The organism is Cellvibrio fibrivorans (assembly GCF_031457055.1).
Taxonomy (GTDB): Bacteria; Pseudomonadota; Gammaproteobacteria; order Pseudomonadales; family Cellvibrionaceae; genus Cellvibrio; species Cellvibrio fibrivorans.
Map to the genome: position 1 here is coordinate 226,646 of NZ_JAVDVX010000001.1, position 18,203 is coordinate 244,848.

Genomic DNA, 18,203 nt, shown 5'->3' on the forward strand with positions numbered 1-18,203 from the left:
AAACGCTAGCACTCGCATTTGTTATCTGATAGCTTGCTCCCCCTTCTAATTCTGCCCACCTGCTGGTGCAGATTATTGCCGATCCAGGAAGTCTTGCGAGGCGCTACTATGGCGAAAAAATCACCCTCTACTGAAACCTTTGCACTGCGCCCTTTCACTCCTTATGTGGAGAAAAAAGGCGAAGAGTACATGAGCGAAGGCCAGAAGCTGCACTTTAGACAATTGCTGCTTAACTGGCGCTCAGAGTTAATGGAAGAAGTAGACCGCACCGTAACCCATATGAAAGACGAAGCGGCTAACTTTCCCGACCCCGCCGACCGCGCCAGCCAGGAAGAGGAATTCAGCCTCGAACTGCGCACCCGTGACCGCGAGCGTAAACTGATCAAGAAAATCGACAGCACCTTGGAGCTGATCGAAAACAATGATTACGGCTACTGCGATGCCTGCGGTGTAGAAATCGGTATCCGTCGCCTTGAAGCGCGCCCGACTGCCACTCTCTGCGTGGATTGCAAAACCCTCGCAGAAATCAAAGAAAAACAAATCGGCGGCTAATGCCGGTTTGATCGAGGCGGGCAGTGCTCGCCTCTTTCATCATGTCAGCAACACCTCCCACACTTACCCCCTATCGGCTACCCGATTCCCCATCGCCCGGCACTGAAGGCTCAGGCTATATCGGCCGCTTCGCACCCTCACCCTCAGGGCCCTTGCATTTTGGTTCATTGGTCAGTGCACTCGCCAGTTATCTGGATGCCAAAGCCAATGGTGGTAAATGGTTGGTGCGCATGGAAGACCTCGACCCGCCGCGCGAACAACCCGGTGCCGCCAGCACAATACTGAAGACGCTGGATGACCACGGGCTGCATTGGGACGGAGAGATCGTCTACCAAAGCCAACGCAGCCAAGCATATGAAGCCTGCCTTGATGCCCTCTTACAAGCCAGATTCGCCTATTACTGCACCTGTTCGCGGCAGGACTTAACGGCAATGGGCGGCATTTATGATGGGCGCTGCCGCAACCGCCCAGTCGATTCACACCACCAGATTTGCTCGCTGCGCCTGAAGCTCTACGATCTGCCAGATCGCCCTACCGCTGAAATTATCCAATTCGATGATTTGATCCAAGGTACTCAAGTACAAAACCTGCGTACCCAGGCAGGTGATCAGATACTGAAACGGCGCGATGGCTTCTACGCTTACCAACTAGCGGTGGTGGTAGACGATATCGCCCAAGGGATCACCCATATTATTCGCGGCAGCGATTTACTTGAAGTAACGGGCCGGCAGCTATTCTTCTTTGATTTGCTGGGAGCGCCGCTGCCGCAGTTCGGCCACGTACCGCTGGCAATTCAGCCCAACGGCCAGAAACTCAGTAAACAAAACCATGCCAAAGCAATTGATGGCAAACTCGCCAGCAAGAATCTGTGGCGTGGGCTAGAGTTTTTAGGGCAAAATCCCCCCGCCGATTTGGCGGATGCTTCCACCTCGGAATGTTTGGACTGGGCTTTGCATAATTGGCAGCGTCAGGCTGTACAAGGCTTGAGTCATCTGTACCAAGAAGAATAAGAACCCTCAACCCGCCGCGCCTCGCGCAAGGGAACACGAATTATGAACAATCAACGCCTGGTTATTTTGCTACTGCTGGTGGCTTATATCTTTTCGCCCAGCCTGTTTAACTGGATTATCAATCCCGAAGGCGCTTGGTACCGCCCTTATTTGGTGTGGGTGGCCGTGATTGTGATTGCATTTGTGATGCAGATACGCCGCAAGAATTACCACGAGTTTGATTGACACAATTAATAAAGAAAGCCGGCCTCTCCCACAAGACTGATAAGAAATAAAACAACATGACTTTTGATCTCAGCCAGGTAGCACTCATCGGCATCAGCTATTTACTGCTGCTGTTCGGCATCGCCTGGATCACCGAGCGCGGCTGGATTCCCGAGGCAGTGACCTCGCACCCGATTACCTATATTTTGTCGCTAGGCATTTTTGCCAGCGCTTGGGCGTTTTACGGCGTGATCGACCTCGCCTTCCAGTACGGCTATGGCGCGCTCGCCTACTATTTGGGGACGGGTGCCCTCTTTCTGTTTGCACCGGTAGCGCTGGCGCCGCTGGCGGAATTGGCGCGCCGCCATCAAGTGCATTCGCTCGCCGATTTGCTGGTATTCCGCTACCACAGCCACAGCGTGGGCGCGCTCACCACTCTCTGTATGCTGTGCGGGATTCTGCCGTTGATGGCGCTGCAAATTCAGGCGATCGCCGACACCATGCATATCCTCACAGTCAGTGGCAATCCATCGCTACCGCTCGCCGGCACCGGCCTCACCTTCAAAGACATAATGGCGCTCTGCTACTGCGCGATTCTCGCCTTCTTCACCATTTCATTCGGCGCCAACCGCGAACAGCATCGCGGCCTGATTACCGCCATGGCATTTGAATCGCTACTCAAAGTTTGCGCCCTCTGCGCAGTAGGTTTAGTGGCAGTATTCGGGGTGTTTGATGGATTGGAAGGGCTCGACCAATGGCTGCTCGACCACCCCGAAAACCTCGCCTTGCTGCACACCCCCATCCACACGGATTCGGCACATACGCTGTTGCTGGTGTTTGTCGCTACGGCGGTGACCATGCCGCACATTTTCCACTTGGGCTTGGCGGAAAACCCGCTGATGCGCAACTCGCATACAGTGACCTGGGCCTTCCCGCTGTTTTTATTGCTGATGGCACTGCCGATTTTCCCGATCCTTTGGGCGGGCACTGAACTCTCGGTACCACTACCGCCGCAGTATTACACCCTGGGCATACCGATTCTGTTTGACTCGCCCGGCCTGACCCTGCTGGCTTTTATCGGCGGCCTCTCCGCTGCGACCGGCGCCATGGTGGTTATTTCACTCGCGCTCTCCACCATGGTGATGAACCACTGGCTATTACCCAGCCTGAAGCTGCGCACCCGCTCCGATCTGTATAGCCAACTGATCTGGCTGCGCCGGATTTTGATCGCTGCGATCTTCTTTGGTGGCTACATCCTTTACTGGATATTGGACAACCGCCTCAGCCTTGCCGATTTGGCGATGACCGCCTTTATCGAAACCCTGCAATTCCTGCCAGGCACCTTTGCGATTGTGTTCTGGAGCAAGGGCAACAAACGCGGGATTATTGCTGGCTTGATCGTAGGCACCAGCATCTGGGCACTGGGGTTACTGTTGCCGATACTGACGGGGTTGGAATTTATCCAATTGCCGCTGCTCAGTTGGTCAGTTCCCATTGGTATCGAATACTGGAGCGAAGTGACACTTATCTCGCTCGGGCTGAACACCTTCTGTTTCGTGATCATCTCCATGCTCACCCGCCAGACGGAAGACGAGCAATACAGCGCCGATCTCTGCGCCGCCGATGAAATCAGCCACCCGGTGCGTCAGGCGTTGGATGTGCATTCAGCCTCGGAATTCAAACATCGCCTCGCCAAGCCACTCGGTAAAGTAACCGCCAGCCGCGAGGTGGATATTGCACTGAAAGAGTTGAACCTGAGCATCGATGAGCGCCGCCCCTACGCGCTGCGCCGGTTGCGCGACCAGATCGAAGGCAATTTATCGAGCCTGATGGGTATCCATGTCGCCAGCGAGATTATGGATAAATGCATTCCCCACTCGACTGTAGAAACCCAGACCACCGTCGATATCAACCTGATCGAAAACCGCCTCGCTGAATATCGCAACCATTTGACCGGTATGGCGGCGGAGCTGAATACCCTGCGCCTCTATCACCGCAAAACACTGGAAGAACTGCCCATGGCAGTCTGCTCCCTCGGGCGCGATATGGAAGTGCTCATGTGGAACCGCGCCATGTCGGAGCTAACCCAAACGCCGGGCGAGGATGTGACTGGCTCCTATCTGGAGGATATTCCCGAGCCCTGGTGCAGCCTGTTGATCGATTTCAGCCAGAGCAAAGAGCCGCATTTTTATCGCCGCGAAATCGAGCTGAACAAGCGCCCGCACTGGATAAGCCTGCATAAGGCCAATATCGAAGGCCCTATTACCGCCGGTGTCTATGATCAAGTCATGCTGCTGGAAGATGTGACCGAAACCCAATTGCTCGAACAGGAGCTGGTGCATTCCGAGCGCTTGGCATCGGTTGGCCGCTTGGCGGCGGGTGTCGCCCACGAGATAGGTAACCCGATTACCGGCATCGCCTGTTTGGCGCAAAACCTGAAATACGACTCCACCGACCCCGCTGAAGTATTGGAAACCGCAGAACAGATCCTCAGCCAGACCGACCGCGTCGGCCGTATCGTGCAATCGCTGGTGAGCTTCTCCCACGCCGGCCACGCCAGTAAAACCGAGTTTGAGGCAGTGTCGATTCGTGACTGCGCGAACGAAGCCATCCATCTTTTGTCATTGCAGAAAGAGAAAACCCAAGTGCTCTTCTGCAACGACATCCCCAAAACGGCGATTGTCGCTGGCGATGCGCAACGCATAATTCAGGTTTTTATAAATCTTTTATCTAACGCGCGGGATGCCAGCCCAGAGCAAGGGCGTGTTATGCTTGAAAGTAACGAAGATGAGGATTCGGTAACAGTTTCTGTTACCGATGAGGGGCATGGTATCCCTCCCGAACTGATTGAACGGATTCTCGAACCTTTCTTTACCACAAAAGAACCCGGTGAAGGCACAGGTTTGGGCTTGGCCATGGTGTACAGCATTATCGAAGACCATAGCGGCCATATGGATATCATTAGCCCTGCCGATACAGTTCACAATCGCGGCGCACGATTTGTCATCACCCTACCGCGCCACCTCGATTCATTCATGGATGCCTGAGCAACAAAGTGAATAAAACCAGCGACTTGCAGGTGCGACCCGCAAGTTATTGACCAGTAACACTTAACGCAAGACCCGGATAGCTATGAGTAAGATTCTGATTGTTGAAGACGAAACCATCATCCGTAACGCCCTGCGCAAGCTGCTTGAGCGCAACCAGTACGAGGTCAGTGAGGCCCCGTCGGTAAAAGAGGCGACGTCCAAATTCCAACTAAAAGAGTTTGACTTGATCGTCAGCGACCTGCGCCTGCCCGGTGCTCCCGGTACTGACTTGATCAAACTGGCGGGTGATACGCCAGTACTCATCATGACTAGCTACGCCAGCTTGCGCTCGGCAGTAGACTCCATGCGCATGGGCGCGGTGGACTATATCGCCAAACCCTTCGACCACGATGAAATGGTCAATGCGGTCAAGCGGGTGATCGGCAAAGCCAAGGCCGCTAATAAAGCTGCTGTCGGCACCATTGCCGCCAGCACCGCCATCGCCGGCATGATTGGCGCCAGCGATGTCATGCAAGATCTCTATAACCGCATCCACAAAGTTGCCCCCACTAACGCAACCGTTTTGATCCACGGCGAAACCGGCACAGGCAAAGAACTGGTTGCCCGCGCATTGCACGAAGAGAGCAACCGCAACAATCACCTGATGATCTCGGTCAACTGCGCCGCAATTCCCGACACCTTAATTGAATCCGAACTCTTCGGTTACGAAAAAGGCGCCTTTACCGGCGCCGCAACCAATCGTGAAGGATTGGTAGCCGCAGCCGATGGCGGCACATTATTCCTCGATGAAATCGGCGAGTTGCCACTGGAAGCCCAGGCGCGCCTGCTGCGCGTACTGCAAGAGGGCGAAGTGCGCCCGCTCGGCTCAGTTGAATCGCGCAAAGTGGATGTACGCCTGGTCGCCGCAACCCACCGCGACCTGCGCAAGCTCTCCAAAGAGGGCAAATTCCGCGAAGACTTGTATTTCCGCATCAACGTAGTCCAACTGGAACTACCGCCGCTGCGCGAGCGCGGGCGCGATATCATCAATATCGCCGAATCCTTGCTGCAACGCTACTGCGCCCAATTTGGCAAAGCCCAACTGAAACTCTCGTCCGGCGCCATGGATGCCATCATGAGCTACAACTGGCCAGGCAATGTGCGCGAACTGGAAAACGCCATGCAGCGCGCCGTGATTTTGTGTGAAGACAGTAACGAAATTGGCGAGCACCTTCTGTCTATCGATACGGACTACCAGGATCTGGACGACAATACCGGCAGTTCCGTCTTTGAACCTGCCCGCCTCGCCAACCGCAGCCCCGGCGGCGCACCGGCGGCATCGGAAGACCTGTCACTGGAAGACTACTTCCAGCGTTTTGTGCTGGAACACCAGGACAGCATGAGTGAGACAGAGTTGGCGCGTAAGCTGGGTGTAAGCCGCAAGTGCCTCTGGGAGCGACGCCAGCGCCTCGGCATCCCTCGCACCAAATCTACTGCAGCACTTAGCAGCGTCAAATAGCTATCTCAAACCAAAAGACCTCTAAAAAATCCCCAGCCGCCTCATCGCACTGGGGATTTTTGTTTTTAGTGACAGTTTTATTGATTAACGCGCCACACTTGTTGCTATTGATGCCAAATCGTTACCCCTAAACACGGGAGTGTTACCGCGCAAATACTGTTACCGCACTGGGTAGACGTAACAAACTTGTGACAAATATGTAACCTATCGAAATAACAAAAAGAAATAAGGCGCCACCAAAAAAACCTAACTCATTGTTTTAATTAGCCATTATAAAACTGGCACAAGTACTGCTTTTAGAGCGCCATAACAAAAACAAATAATAAGAATTAAATGTAAAAATCTAATAACAACAATAAATAATAAAAAGCGTAATGAACTTAAAAATAACAACAATAGATAATAAGAAACTGAAACAAACGAATAACAACAAGAAATAATAAGAAACTGAAAATAAAAGAGCATAACAACAAGAAATAATAACAATAGAAATTGAATAATAATAACTAAAACAATAACTTAGATAGACAACGCTAGAAGACAAGAGCAATAAGACAGTAAAATAAAGCGGACTACTGACTAGGCACGGGATGGGATAGCACGCGAGATTGGATATGGGCACGGAAGCACCCCATTGAATGCCGATTAAAGCACTCCGGTGCTCCCTCCTGCGGGAAAGCGAAAGCTTTCCCGTTTTGCTTTCTGGAATCCAAACCAACCCAAGTGGCGTGATTGTCGTAAAAAACACCGTGCTTCTGCTAAACTCGCCGCTCTTGTGCAACTGACTGCCTAAACACCAGCGAGAAAACATGCTCAAACGCTTGCTAAACCTGTTCACCTCCGGCGCCAAGGATTCCAGCAAGGAATCCAGTATTCGCAATAGCGACGGTGCCACCCTGATTCCACGCGACCAGCACAGCATCTCCCGCAAGAACATCAGCCCTGCGGCGATCAAGATTATCAAACAATTGGAAGAGGCCGGATTTGCCGCCTATTTGGTCGGTGGCGGTGTACGCGACCTGCTGCTCGGCAATCACCCAAAGGATTTTGATGTCGCCACCAACGCCAAACCGGAAGAGGTCAAACGCATATTCCGCAGCGCGCGTATCGTCGGTCGCCGCTTCCAGATAGTCCATGTACGCATGGGGCGCGAGGTTATCGAGGTCACCACCTTCCGCGGTCACCATGAAGAATCATCCAGCGTACGCAGTGAAGATGGCATGCTGCTGCGCGACAACGTCTACGGCACCCTCGAAACTGATGCCATGCGCCGCGACTTTACCGTCAACGCCCTCTATTACACGCTCAAGGACTTTTCCGTCATCGACTACTGCAATGGTATGGAAGACCTCAAGCAGCGCACCCTGCGCATTATTGGCGACCCGGCAACGCGCTACAAAGAAGATCCAGTACGTATCCTCCGCGCACTGCGCTTTGCCGCCAAACTCGGCTTTAACCTGGAGCCCAAAACCGCCAAGCCGATCCGCGAACTGAGCGGTTTACTGCTCAATGTTTCCGACGCGCGCCTGTTTGAAGAAGTCCTGAAACTGTTTCTGGGCGGCTCAGCCACTGCAACATTTAACTTGATGCGTGAATACGATTTGCTGGCGCACCTTTTCCCCGGCACCGACATAGCACTCAAAGCGGGCGATGAGATTGGTGCCAACCTGATCGAACAATGCATGATCAATACTGATAAACGCATCCGCAGTGACAAAACCGTCACCCCTGCGTTTATCTATGCTGCCCTGCTCTGGCCTGCACTACAGCAGCAATTCACGTTGCTTAGCAGCCAGATGACGCCAACCCAAGCCTGGGCACAGGCAGCACAGAATGTGATAAATCAACAGCTGACCCGCACGGCGGTGCCCAAGCGCTTCCTGATCCCGATGCGGGAGATCTGGGACCTGCAGCAGCGCCTGCCCAGCCGTTTGGGCATGCGCGCCCTGCGTACGCTTGATCACCCCCGCTTCCGCGCCGCCTACGACTTTTTGTTGATGCGAGAAGCGGCAGGCGAAGCGCTCGATGGTTTAGGCGTTTGGTGGACCAATTACCAAACTGCGAACGATGAAGAGCGCGAGCAGATGGTAAAAGATATCGGTAAACACGGTGGCACCAAGGCAGCGGGCAAACCGCGCCGTCGCCGCGGCCCGCGCAAACCTAAAACCGATGCCGCACCCGGCGGGAATGAATAATCCATGGCGCTGGCCTATGTAGGTCTGGGCAGTAATCTGGAAGATCCGCTCGCGCAGGTAACAGACGCCTTTGTTGAACTGGCGGAGCTGCCGCTGACGTCGCTGCTGGCGCGCTCGTCGCTCTACTCCAGCCGTGCCGTTGGACCCGAGCAGCCGGATTACATCAACGCCGTTGCCCTGCTCGATACCCAACTCGCTCCGCTCGCGCTGCTGGATGCGCTACAAGCCATCGAACAAGCCCACCAACGGGTGCGCATCCAACATTGGGGGCCACGCACCCTGGATCTGGATCTGCTGCTCTACAGCGACCAGATCATTGAGGAGGAGCGCCTTACCGTGCCTCACCCCTATCTCACCCAGCGCAGTTTTGTGCTTTATCCGCTTGCGGATATCACCCCTAATTTGCAGTTGCCTGATGGCACCCCGCTCACGGACTTGCTCAGCCGCTGTCCGGCAGACGGACTGCTGCGCCTGCCATCGCCCGCTTAACGAATCTGTTTCAAGGAGTTGCCGTGAACCCTGTGTTTGAAGAGCTCGGACTGGATTTAACTAACGTCAAATTGCCGCGCTATATCACCGTGGAAGGCTGTATCGGCGTTGGCAAAACTACCCTCGCACGCAATATCGCGCAATTGTTTAATTACGATATGTTGCTGGAGCAGCCGGAAGAGAATCCTTTTTTAGAGCGTTTTTATCGTGATCCAAAATCCACTGCACTGCCCACCCAATTATTCTTTTTATTCCAGCGCGCCAACCAATTACAAAGTTTGCGGCAAGACGATATTTTTGAGCCGGTGCGGGTGGCAGATTTTTTAATCGAAAAGGATCAGCTCTTTGCGCGCACCACACTTGATGACGATGAACTTAACATCTATCGCCAGGTGTACGACAAGTTGGTTATCAATGCGCCGCGCCCGGATTTAGTGATTTATTTGCAAGCGCCACTCGATGTGTTGCTCGACCGCATCCGCCAACGCGGCATCAGTGCCGAGCAACATATCACTGTCGATTATTTAAAAGCGCTCAACGATGCCTATACTGAATTTTTCCACTTTTATGACGGCGCACCACTGCTGATTGTGAATGCCAAAGATTTAAATCTGGCCAAAAACCGCGAGCACTTTAAACAGCTGGTGGAATATATCCTCACCATCAAAAGTGGCCGCCACTATTACAACCCTGTGCCTGCGCTTTAATGCAACATCACCACTGATTTTTATTTTTGTAGCGAGAATTGCCATGCCCTATTCAACAATCAATAGCACCTCTACGGCGAATACCGCGCTCACTAAAAATGTCACTATCAACACGCTTCACAAATTAAAAACCACAGGCGAAAAATTTGTGGTGATCTCCCTCTATGATGCGCATATGGCCGCCATGGCACAGCGCTGCGGCGTAGAAGTCGTATTGGTTGGCGATTCGCTCGGTATGACGGTACTGGGTTACGACAGTACCATCCCCGTCACCATGGAACAGATGATTTATCACGTCGAAGCCGTGGCGCGCGGCAATAAAAAATCGCTGATTATCGGCGACCTACCCTTTATGACTTACGCCACGCCCGACGAAGCCATGCGCAATTGCACGCGCATCATGCAAGCCGGTGCACAGATGGTAAAACTCGAAGGCGGCGCTTGGTTGGCAGAGACAGTGCGCATGCTCGCCGAACGCGGCGTACCTGTGTGCGCTCATTTGGGTTTGACGCCGCAATCGGTGAATAAATTCGGCGGCTTCCGGGTGCAGGGGCGCGATGATGCCAGCGCAGAAAAAATTCTCGCCGATGCCAAATTACTCGCTGAAGCTGGTGCCGATTTATTGGTGCTTGAATGTGTTCCCGCTGCATTGGGCGCGCGCATTACGCGTGAAATTGCGATCCCGACTATCGGCATAGGCGCAGGCCGCGACACCGATGCGCAAGTATTGGTGATCAACGATATTCTCGGCCTCACCGAACAGCCGCCGAAATTTTCCAAAAACTTTTTATTGGAAGCTAACGACATTCCCGGTGCCATGCAAAAATATGTTGCCGATGTGAAAGCCGGAACCTTCCCCAGCGATGACAACATTTTTATCTAAAGATTAATTAACCTCTATTAAACTTGTTCCATCCTAAAAAATAGAAACGCAGGGCAATTATTTGCCCTGTTGCTAGACTCTTATCTAATCGGCAAAAAAAATCGGATATTCGTCGCACAACAATGACACGGCGACTCAATCATCAACCGATAACCCTCATGAACCGACAATTTTTATGAACCGATATAAACAGGTACGAGTTATGCTCACCAAACCATCACTATTTATTGTATTACTGGGCAGTTTTTTTGCTGGCCCACTGCATGCAGACACGCCAGTCACTAATGCAGCTGCGCAAACACAGCAAACCGCTGGCGACGAAGCCGCTTGGCAAACGTATCTCGCCACTTCCGAAAAATTGCGTCAAATCGATCAGGATTTTCTCAAAGCCGAATTAAAAAAACTCGGCCAAAAAAAGCCAAGCCTGCCGGAGTACACCAAAGAATTCGGGTTTGATGTAAAACAGGCGCCCGACTGGTTTAAGAGCAATGAAGGCAAGCGCGTAATGGACGTAATTCTCTCCTTCCAAACCCCTTCAGGTGGGTGGTCGAAACGCACCGATATGAGCAAGGCGCCGCGCCAACCAGGTCAGGCATTTGGTGTTGAGAAAGGTTACATCCCCACATTCGATAACGGTGCCACCAGCACCCAAATCCGGTTACTGGCGCAAGCATACCAAGCAACCGGTGATGCGCGTTATGTAAATACATTCAACAAAGGCCTGGATTTTATTCTCACTGCGCAGTATCCCAATGGCGGCTGGCCGCAAAATTATCCACTGGTGGGTGAGTATCACGATCACATCACTTACAACGATGCGTTGATGCGCGATTTAATGGCGCTGTTGCATGACGTCGCCCAGGCCAAAAACGCTTTTGCGTTTGTCAGCCAGGAACAACAGCAGGCAGCGCAAGCGAGCCTCAAGCGTGCGCTCGATTGCGTATTAAAAACCCAAGTGATTGCCAATGGCACACTGACCATCTGGGGCGCGCAGCATGATGCCAAAACCCTAAAACCTGCAAAAGCACGCGCCTATGAAATGATTTCACTCACCAGTTCGGAAAGTGTGTGGATGCTCGATTTTTTGATGGAGCTGAAAAACCCCAGCGCCGAGATAATTAAATCCGTACACGCAGCGGCGGCTTGGTATGAGCAGAATAAAATCCTTGGTAAAACCTGGACACGCGGTGATGCGCAATTAAAGGATGATAAAAATGCACTGCCACTCTGGGCGCGTTTTTATGAAATAGGAACCAACAAACCGCTCTTTGGCGATCGCGATGATTCCGTGCATTACACCTTGGAAAAGGTGTCGGAAGAGCGCCGCCTCGGCTATGCCTGGTACACAACTTCACCCAATCAGATATTAAAAAAATATACGGACTGGGCCAAAAAACATCCGCAATAAATTTTATTTTCATGTTTGCCCTCCCTGCTGCATTGCGCAGCAGGGAGTAGTACCCACAATCATTAATCCGCTTCACTCGACCAGACTTTCATGGTCTGCACCGCCAGCAATTTGCACTCACCTTTATGCTCCACATAAGTACGCATAAACTGGTAGCGCGATGTACGGAAAGTTTTACCATCTGGATTCCATTTCTCCACGCTGCTCAACCCCTGCAAAACGCCCGTTTTATCCAATCGCTGCAAGCTAAGATCATGCGCGCGGCGCGCTTTGGGTTGCTCTTCCGGTTGTTGCACCCTTAGCAACAATTGCGCTTTGGTCTCTTTTAAGCTGGCGAGGTTGTGCACCCATTGAAACTCCGGCGCGAGCAATTTATCCAAAAATTGCACATCACCTTTGCGCAGTGCATTTTCATATTCTGCATCCAGTTTCACCAACTTTTCAGTATCCAAACAAGATTGCGCCTGTACCACAGCCCCCATCAAACTCATCACACAGGCCGTCATAAGCAAATGTTTTTTCATCGCCAATATTCACCACAAAAAATTAAAACATAAACAATAAACAATAAAAAAAGCCGACACCAAAACGATGCCGGCCAAGACCATACTAGATTACAAATAAAGGGGAGTTCCAAACTGGGCTAAGAGAAAACCCATCGGTAACCGCACAACCTTCCTAAATCAATGAGCCAACCAAAACACAAATGCCGTCGTACCCACAGGAAGAAACCGTTACCGGTAGTTTCAGTATTGTTCAGTTTTCAGCCATTGCCAGTTTTTTTATGCTCACGTTTAAATTATTTGGTGATAAACCCGCAGAACTGATTAGGAAAGGCTATAAACAATCGCTAGCTCACCCCATTACGCCCCATCAGCACCATAGCTTCGTTAATAAGGTGCTCAAGCCGCACTGCCGTAGTCGAGCGCAAGGCAAAATCATCGACCAATTTGCGCAAGCGGCTCAGCTTGGGTCGCACAGCGCGAAACTCTTCAGTCACCGGCTCATAATCCAGATCGTGATCTTGCACACTCAATTTACCCAGCTCGGATAATTCCGCATGCAGCGCGCTGATCAAGTCATAAAAGAAATCTTTCCGATCAAGGCTATTAGCCTCCCAATAGGCCTGATTCAATCCACCCAATAAGTCTTCAAGCACCTTGATTGCATTGGAAATACTGCTGCTAGACATAACACACCTTTTGCTCAACGTATGATGAATGGCTTGAGTATAGAAGAGTTTAACGACGCTGCCGGAGGCTCTGCTAAACTCCAACATCCTCGCCTCTGGACGCTGTTATGCCGCTCGAACAACTCTGGCTGTTTACCACCATTACCCTTGTGCTCTCTGCCAGCCCTGGCCCGGTGATGCTCGCCTGCATGATCGATGCAGGGCGCTACGGTTTTACCAAATCGCTCTACACCATGCTCGGCGCCAGCGCAGGCAATTTGGTGCTGATGTTGTTATCGGCACTGGGATTGGGATTATTAGTCGAACAAGCGGAATGGATATTTCACACCATCAAATGGATAGGCGCTGCGTATTTGGTTTACCTGGGCATTCAACTTGCGCTTGCACCACCGCTCAATGTGGATGTGGAGGCGCGTCAGATCCGCAGCAGCCATCTATTTGGCAAAGCCTTTATCGTCGCTGTCACCAACCCTAAAGGGCTAATTTATTTCGGCGCATTGTTTCCACAATTTATCGACATCCACCGCAGCATGCCGCCGCAATTTGCACTGCTCACGGTGATTTTTTTAGCGATGGATTTTGTCTGGATGAGCATTTACGCGCTGGGTGGGCGCGGCATTATGCGCTGGCTAAAATCACCGGAACATCAACGCTGGTTTAACTGGATTTCTGGAGGCGCACTCATTCTCGCAGGCGCTGCCTTGGCGTTTACCAAGCTCTAAACTGGCGAGCTGTGTGATTTGGATATAAGCAAAGAAATAACGATTCTTTTTCAACCGCGATAAAAATCCCTAAGCTGCACTCCATCAGTATTTAGGAGGCAGCCATGTCATTTACCCAGAACCAACATTTTCCTGCATCACTCAAGGATCAGCCGATCCTGATCGTACCTGGCCTGCGCAATAGTGATGAACAACATTGGCAAAGTCTGTGGGAAGCGCAACTGCCCAATAGCAAACGCATCCAGGTCGATGATTGGAGCACAGCGGATCTGGATAAATGGAAAGCAGGTATTCGCGCAGAATTGGAGAAGTTGGATAAACCCGCCGTGATTATCGCCCACAGCTTTGGCACGCTCGCGAGTGCAAGTATTGCCGCAGAATTTCCCAATAAAATCGCCGCCTTGTTTTTAGTCGCCCCCGCCGATCCGGATAAATTCCGCATCGCCCAGCGCTTGCCACAAATACCTTTACAGGTACCGGCAACTATTATCGCCAGCAGCAATGACCCTTGGTTGACCGAGGGCAAAGCGGCTTACTGGGCGCTGCAGTGGGGCACAGATTTTTTGCGTTTAAACAATGTTGGCCACATCAACAGCGAATCCAATTTGGGATTTTGGCCCGAAGGTATTCAGCTATTACAGAAGCTGTTGCGCAGCGCAAAAAAAACAATTACCACAACCAACCGGCTCCCGCGCGCTGCATAAATCCGCACACTAACACTCCAAACGGTATAATCTGGACAGATTCTTTTTATGGCCCAGTGTAATGCCGTTGATGACTATAAAATCCTCTGGTGCAGGAAGGCTACCACTGACACGATTATGGATATTGCTAGCCTATTTACTGGCTGCCCCGGCACTGGGCACTGAACCGGTAATTTATGCATGGGCCGAACAGATGGCCGATGACAAGCGCGGCCACTACCCTATCGAACTACTCAAACTCGCGCTCGCCAAATCCGGACAGGATTACCGCGCCACGCCCAGCAAATACAATTTGCCGCAATTCCGCACCTTGCGGCATTTGCAAATGAACAAAGGCATTGATGTCGTCTGGACGCTCAGTTCACCCGAGCGCGAGGAGGAATTGCTTCCCATCCGCATCCCTATTGACCGCGGCCTGATAGGTTGGCGCCTGCTACTGATCTCTACAAAAGATGAACAAACCTTTGCGCAAGTGGAGAGTGTCGAACAACTCAAAAACTTGCGCGCCGGGCAAGGGCATGATTGGCCCGACTACCCCATACTGCGCGACAATGGTTTTAAGGTCAGCGGCAGTGCCAATTATGACGGACTGTTTCATATGCTCGAGCGGGGTCACATCCGCTATTTTCCGCGTTCACTAACTGAAATCCAGCACGAGCTGGATACACACCCTGATATGAATTTTATGATTGCCCCCAAATGGGTGCTCTATTACCCGGCGCCACTGTATTTTTTTGTGCGCAAAGATAATATCCAGCTCGCCGCTGCAATCGAAAGGGGACTTGAGATAGCGATTAGTGATGGCAGTATGCGCACTTTATTTACCCAACATTTTGCCGCGACCATCGCCAATGCCCAATTACATGAACGCACAATTGTGCCAGTGAACAACCCATTGCTCACTGCAGAGACACCGTTAACACGCAGCGATTTATGGTTTTCACCGGAGCAAGGTTTTTAAATGACGGTTATACCAACACAGACTGACATTCAAGCACCGCAACCGACGCGACGCCTTGGGCTGCGCATTGTCGGCGCTGTTGTTGCCTTTACATTTTGTGTTGCCGCACTCGTCTCTTGTTTGCAAATTTACAGCGCATACCGCACAGCGCTGATCGATGCACAAAAACATTTCACCGATATTGAAAACAGCTATTTACCCAGTCTGGCCGCGGGCATGTGGTCGATCGATCAAGGGCGTATTGACACAATGCTGGATGGCATGGCGCAGCTACCGGATGTGGGTTTTATCGAACTAAAAGACGAACAGGGAGAGCGCTGGACGCGCAGGCACCCGGACTACCGCAAAGACTTGTTGAGCCGCAGTTTTCCCATTATTCATCGCGAAGGTGATGAACTGTTTCCGCTGGGCGAACTCACGGTTGCCTTGATGTCGGCAGGAATAGAAACACGGTTATTCCATACAGCAAAAAGCATCGCCATTACCACCAGCATCACACTCTTCTCAACTGTTTTTTTGTGCTCTTTATTGTGCGCTACTGGATCACACGCCATCTAGAAACCATGGCCGACTACGCCAAGAAATTGGATTTGAATAATCTGGACAGCGAATTGAAACTGACGCGCACCGAGCGCGATCAACCCGACGAATTAGGTTTGGTAGTCAATGCGATAAACAAAATGCGCCTCAGCATTAGCAACGATTTAAACAAGCGCAATCATCTGTATCAGGAGTTAAGTGTCTATCGCAACCAGCTGGAGCGTTTGGTGTCCGATCGCACCATAGATCTGGAATATAAAACCCAGCAACTGGAAATTAAATCCGCCGAACTGGTTGAACAAAATAAAGAGCTGGATGCTTATGCACATACAGTCGCACACGATTTAAAACAACCGGTCAGCACCCTCATTGCTGCCTCAAGCCTATTGGGCAAGGCGCAACTATCCCCAGAAAAACAGCAACAACTCGCCGATACTATCCAGCGCTCCGCCAACAAAATGCGCGCAATTATCGACTCACTGCTGCTGCTCGCCAATATACACAAAAGCGAAAATGTAGCGCTCACCTGCGTGGATACGCAACACACCGCAATGGAAGCTTGTGCGCGCCTGCAATCGTTCGCCGATCAGCAAGGCGCAACAATTCAGCTTGGCGAACATTGGCCAAAGGTACTCGGCCATGAGCAATGGATTGAAGAAATCTGGATGAATTTTTTATCCAACGCGTTGAAGTATGGCGGAGCCACACCGAAGGTAGAACTGGGCACTGAAACACTGGTCAATGGCATGATCAAATGCTGGGTAAAAGATTCAGGTCCCGGTTTAAACGCAGAGCAACAGCATGAAATTTTCGATAAATTTGTCCGCTTCGATACCCAATCTGCCGACGGCCATGGCTTGGGGTTATCCATCGTAAAACGTATCGCCCTGCGACTGGGCGGAGAAGTTGGCTACGAATCAGCACCCGGCGGCGGCAGTATTTTTTGGTTTAGTTTGAAGAGTGCGGATTAGGAAGCAACCAAGTTGGATCTTTGCGCAGGGAAGCGCCACTTAAAAGAATGAATTTGCCATTAAGAAAAGCAATTCGCCTCTCACAAGCCAATCAAACAATCACTTGCCGCCACCATGCAGTGATACTATAGTGCCACTCTGATATCCGGCCGAGCGCAATATGATGAAAGTCGAACTAGTAACTACGCTAAAACGGCAAGCTACCAAGATTCTTGCCGACCTGCATGCCACCAAAGAACCTATCTTGATTACCGAGCACGGCCAACCATCGGCGTACCTTGTAGATGTAGAGGACTATGAATTTATGCAGCGCCGTATGGCGATCCTGGAAGGTATAGCCAGAGGTGAAAAAGCTGTATTTGAAGGACGTACATTAAGCCAGGAACAAGCCCGCGAGAAAATGCAAAAATGGCTCAAATAATATGGACTGAACCCGCTCTGGATGAGCTAAATGAGATTGTAGAATACATCGCCCTCAGCAACCCTAACGCCGCACAACAGCTAGTACACACCGTCTTCAACATTACGCAACGCTTGGAGCAATTTCCTGATTCAGGTAGAGAGCCACCCGAGCTTGAAATGTTTTTATACCGCGAATTGATTATTAATCCCTGCCGTGTTTTTTATAAAACGGAAAACGACAAAATTTATATTCTTCATGTGATGCGACAGGAGCGGGATTTACGGAAGTTTATGTTAGGTACGACTACGGATGAGGGCATATAAATGACAATCTGGTATTTGTCACAAGTGGGGCTACCTATTGCCTTTTTATTAATGAGCATATCAGCACTCATAATTTATAAGAAAGGCCACAGAATAGCTGCCATCCTCATTGGTATTAGCACACTCACTATAAGCACCTTAAAAATTTTTCATGCAATTAGCTTTAGCCAAGATTTAGTTTCTTATGAGCATGACGCCCAAGGCAATGTGGCTCACGCAACAGTAGAGCTAACATTGTGGCAAAACATGTCACTTTGGGCAGACCCGATTGGGACATGTTTAATTGCTATCGGCATTTTCATTCTGGCTAAAAGAATTTCATCATAACTTGACGAGCAATTCACATCGTAAAAAACGCGCGATCTCTGCAGGCCGCGCGTTTTTATTTGTC

At 51.1% G+C, this 18,203-nt stretch carries 20 protein-coding genes; 18 read left to right on the forward strand and 2 right to left on the reverse strand.

What is annotated here, in order from left to right; translation table 11 throughout:
- Positions 1-108 precede the first annotated feature (108 nt).
- The 10 genes from dksA (at position 109) to pelA (ending at position 11,996) form a co-directional block, all read left to right on the forward strand.
- Positions 109-552 (forward strand): RNA polymerase-binding protein DksA, encoded by a 444-nt coding sequence (dksA, locus tag J2X05_RS01015; protein ID WP_310067523.1) that lies wholly within the window; start codon positions 109-111, stop codon positions 550-552.
- A gap of 41 nt (positions 553-593) precedes the next feature.
- Entirely contained in the window at positions 594-1,562 is a 969-nt protein-coding gene (gene gluQRS / locus J2X05_RS01020) for a tRNA glutamyl-Q(34) synthetase GluQRS (protein ID WP_310067525.1), read from the forward strand.
- A 42-nt stretch (positions 1,563-1,604) separates the two neighbouring features.
- The gene (locus J2X05_RS01025) at positions 1,605-1,787 is read left to right on the forward strand and encodes a hypothetical protein (RefSeq protein ID WP_062061659.1); all 183 of its coding nucleotides are present in this window, start codon (positions 1,605-1,607) and stop codon (positions 1,785-1,787) included.
- A 56-nt stretch (positions 1,788-1,843) separates the two neighbouring features.
- Positions 1,844-4,813 carry an ATP-binding protein gene (locus J2X05_RS01030; protein ID WP_310067530.1) on the forward strand — a complete coding sequence of 990 codons (2,970 nt, stop codon included), beginning with the start codon at positions 1,844-1,846 and terminating at the stop codon, positions 4,811-4,813.
- Positions 4,814-4,898: 85 nt separating this feature from the next.
- The gene (locus J2X05_RS01035) at positions 4,899-6,314 is read left to right on the forward strand and encodes a sigma-54-dependent transcriptional regulator (protein ID WP_310067532.1); all 1,416 of its coding nucleotides are present in this window, start codon (positions 4,899-4,901) and stop codon (positions 6,312-6,314) included.
- Positions 6,315-7,123: 809 nt separating this feature from the next.
- The gene (pcnB, locus tag J2X05_RS01040; RefSeq protein WP_310067534.1) at positions 7,124-8,509 is read left to right on the forward strand and encodes a polynucleotide adenylyltransferase PcnB; all 1,386 of its coding nucleotides are present in this window, start codon (positions 7,124-7,126) and stop codon (positions 8,507-8,509) included.
- Positions 8,510-8,512: 3 nt separating this feature from the next.
- A complete protein-coding gene (folK, locus tag J2X05_RS01045) occupies positions 8,513-8,998 on the forward strand; it encodes a 2-amino-4-hydroxy-6-hydroxymethyldihydropteridine diphosphokinase (RefSeq protein WP_310067536.1) in 486 nt (161 codons plus the stop codon).
- A 23-nt stretch (positions 8,999-9,021) separates the two neighbouring features.
- The gene (locus J2X05_RS01050) at positions 9,022-9,705 is read left to right on the forward strand and encodes a deoxynucleoside kinase (protein ID WP_310067538.1); all 684 of its coding nucleotides are present in this window, start codon (positions 9,022-9,024) and stop codon (positions 9,703-9,705) included.
- A 43-nt stretch (positions 9,706-9,748) separates the two neighbouring features.
- Complete coding sequence (gene panB / locus J2X05_RS01055; RefSeq protein ID WP_310067539.1) at positions 9,749-10,588, forward strand: 3-methyl-2-oxobutanoate hydroxymethyltransferase; 840 nt, start codon at positions 9,749-9,751, stop codon at positions 10,586-10,588.
- Between the two features lie 202 nt (positions 10,589-10,790).
- Positions 10,791-11,996 carry a pectate lyase gene (gene pelA, locus J2X05_RS01060; protein WP_310067541.1) on the forward strand — a complete coding sequence of 402 codons (1,206 nt, stop codon included), beginning with the start codon at positions 10,791-10,793 and terminating at the stop codon, positions 11,994-11,996.
- A 62-nt stretch (positions 11,997-12,058) separates the two neighbouring features.
- Here the strand turns inward: pelA and J2X05_RS01065 are convergent, their stop codons facing one another.
- The gene (locus J2X05_RS01065) at positions 12,059-12,520 is read right to left on the reverse strand and encodes a nuclear transport factor 2 family protein (protein WP_310067543.1); all 462 of its coding nucleotides are present in this window, start codon (positions 12,518-12,520) and stop codon (positions 12,059-12,061) included.
- A gap of 326 nt (positions 12,521-12,846) precedes the next feature.
- The gene (locus J2X05_RS01070; protein WP_310067545.1) at positions 12,847-13,188 is read right to left on the reverse strand and encodes a hypothetical protein; all 342 of its coding nucleotides are present in this window, start codon (positions 13,186-13,188) and stop codon (positions 12,847-12,849) included.
- A gap of 107 nt (positions 13,189-13,295) precedes the next feature.
- Here J2X05_RS01070 and J2X05_RS01075 point away from each other — a divergent pair, with 107 nt between their 5' ends.
- The 8 genes from J2X05_RS01075 (at position 13,296) to J2X05_RS01110 (ending at position 18,139) form a co-directional block, all read left to right on the forward strand.
- Positions 13,296-13,910 (forward strand): LysE family translocator, encoded by a 615-nt coding sequence (locus tag J2X05_RS01075; protein WP_310067548.1) that lies wholly within the window; start codon positions 13,296-13,298, stop codon positions 13,908-13,910.
- Positions 13,911-14,014: 104 nt separating this feature from the next.
- Positions 14,015-14,614, forward strand: a complete 600-nt coding sequence (locus J2X05_RS01080) for an RBBP9/YdeN family alpha/beta hydrolase (RefSeq protein ID WP_310067551.1) — start codon at positions 14,015-14,017, stop codon at positions 14,612-14,614.
- Positions 14,615-14,675: 61 nt separating this feature from the next.
- Positions 14,676-15,575 carry a substrate-binding periplasmic protein gene (locus J2X05_RS01085; RefSeq protein WP_310067555.1) on the forward strand — a complete coding sequence of 300 codons (900 nt, stop codon included), beginning with the start codon at positions 14,676-14,678 and terminating at the stop codon, positions 15,573-15,575.
- Positions 15,576-16,133: a hypothetical protein gene (locus tag J2X05_RS01090; protein ID WP_310067558.1), complete on the forward strand. Its 558-nt coding sequence runs from the start codon at positions 15,576-15,578 to the stop codon at positions 16,131-16,133. It abuts the gene before it with no gap.
- 5 nt (positions 16,134-16,138) lie between these two features.
- A complete protein-coding gene (locus J2X05_RS01095; protein ID WP_310067561.1) occupies positions 16,139-17,086 on the forward strand; it encodes a sensor histidine kinase in 948 nt (315 codons plus the stop codon).
- A gap of 163 nt (positions 17,087-17,249) precedes the next feature.
- Complete coding sequence (locus J2X05_RS01100) at positions 17,250-17,507, forward strand: type II toxin-antitoxin system Phd/YefM family antitoxin (RefSeq protein WP_310067562.1); 258 nt, start codon at positions 17,250-17,252, stop codon at positions 17,505-17,507.
- Entirely contained in the window at positions 17,495-17,812 is a 318-nt protein-coding gene (locus J2X05_RS01105) for a type II toxin-antitoxin system RelE/ParE family toxin (RefSeq protein ID WP_310067564.1), read from the forward strand. The genes J2X05_RS01100 and J2X05_RS01105 overlap by 13 nt, the downstream gene beginning before the upstream one ends.
- The gene (locus J2X05_RS01110; RefSeq protein ID WP_310067565.1) at positions 17,813-18,139 is read left to right on the forward strand and encodes a hypothetical protein; all 327 of its coding nucleotides are present in this window, start codon (positions 17,813-17,815) and stop codon (positions 18,137-18,139) included.
- Positions 18,140-18,203 lie beyond the last annotated feature (64 nt).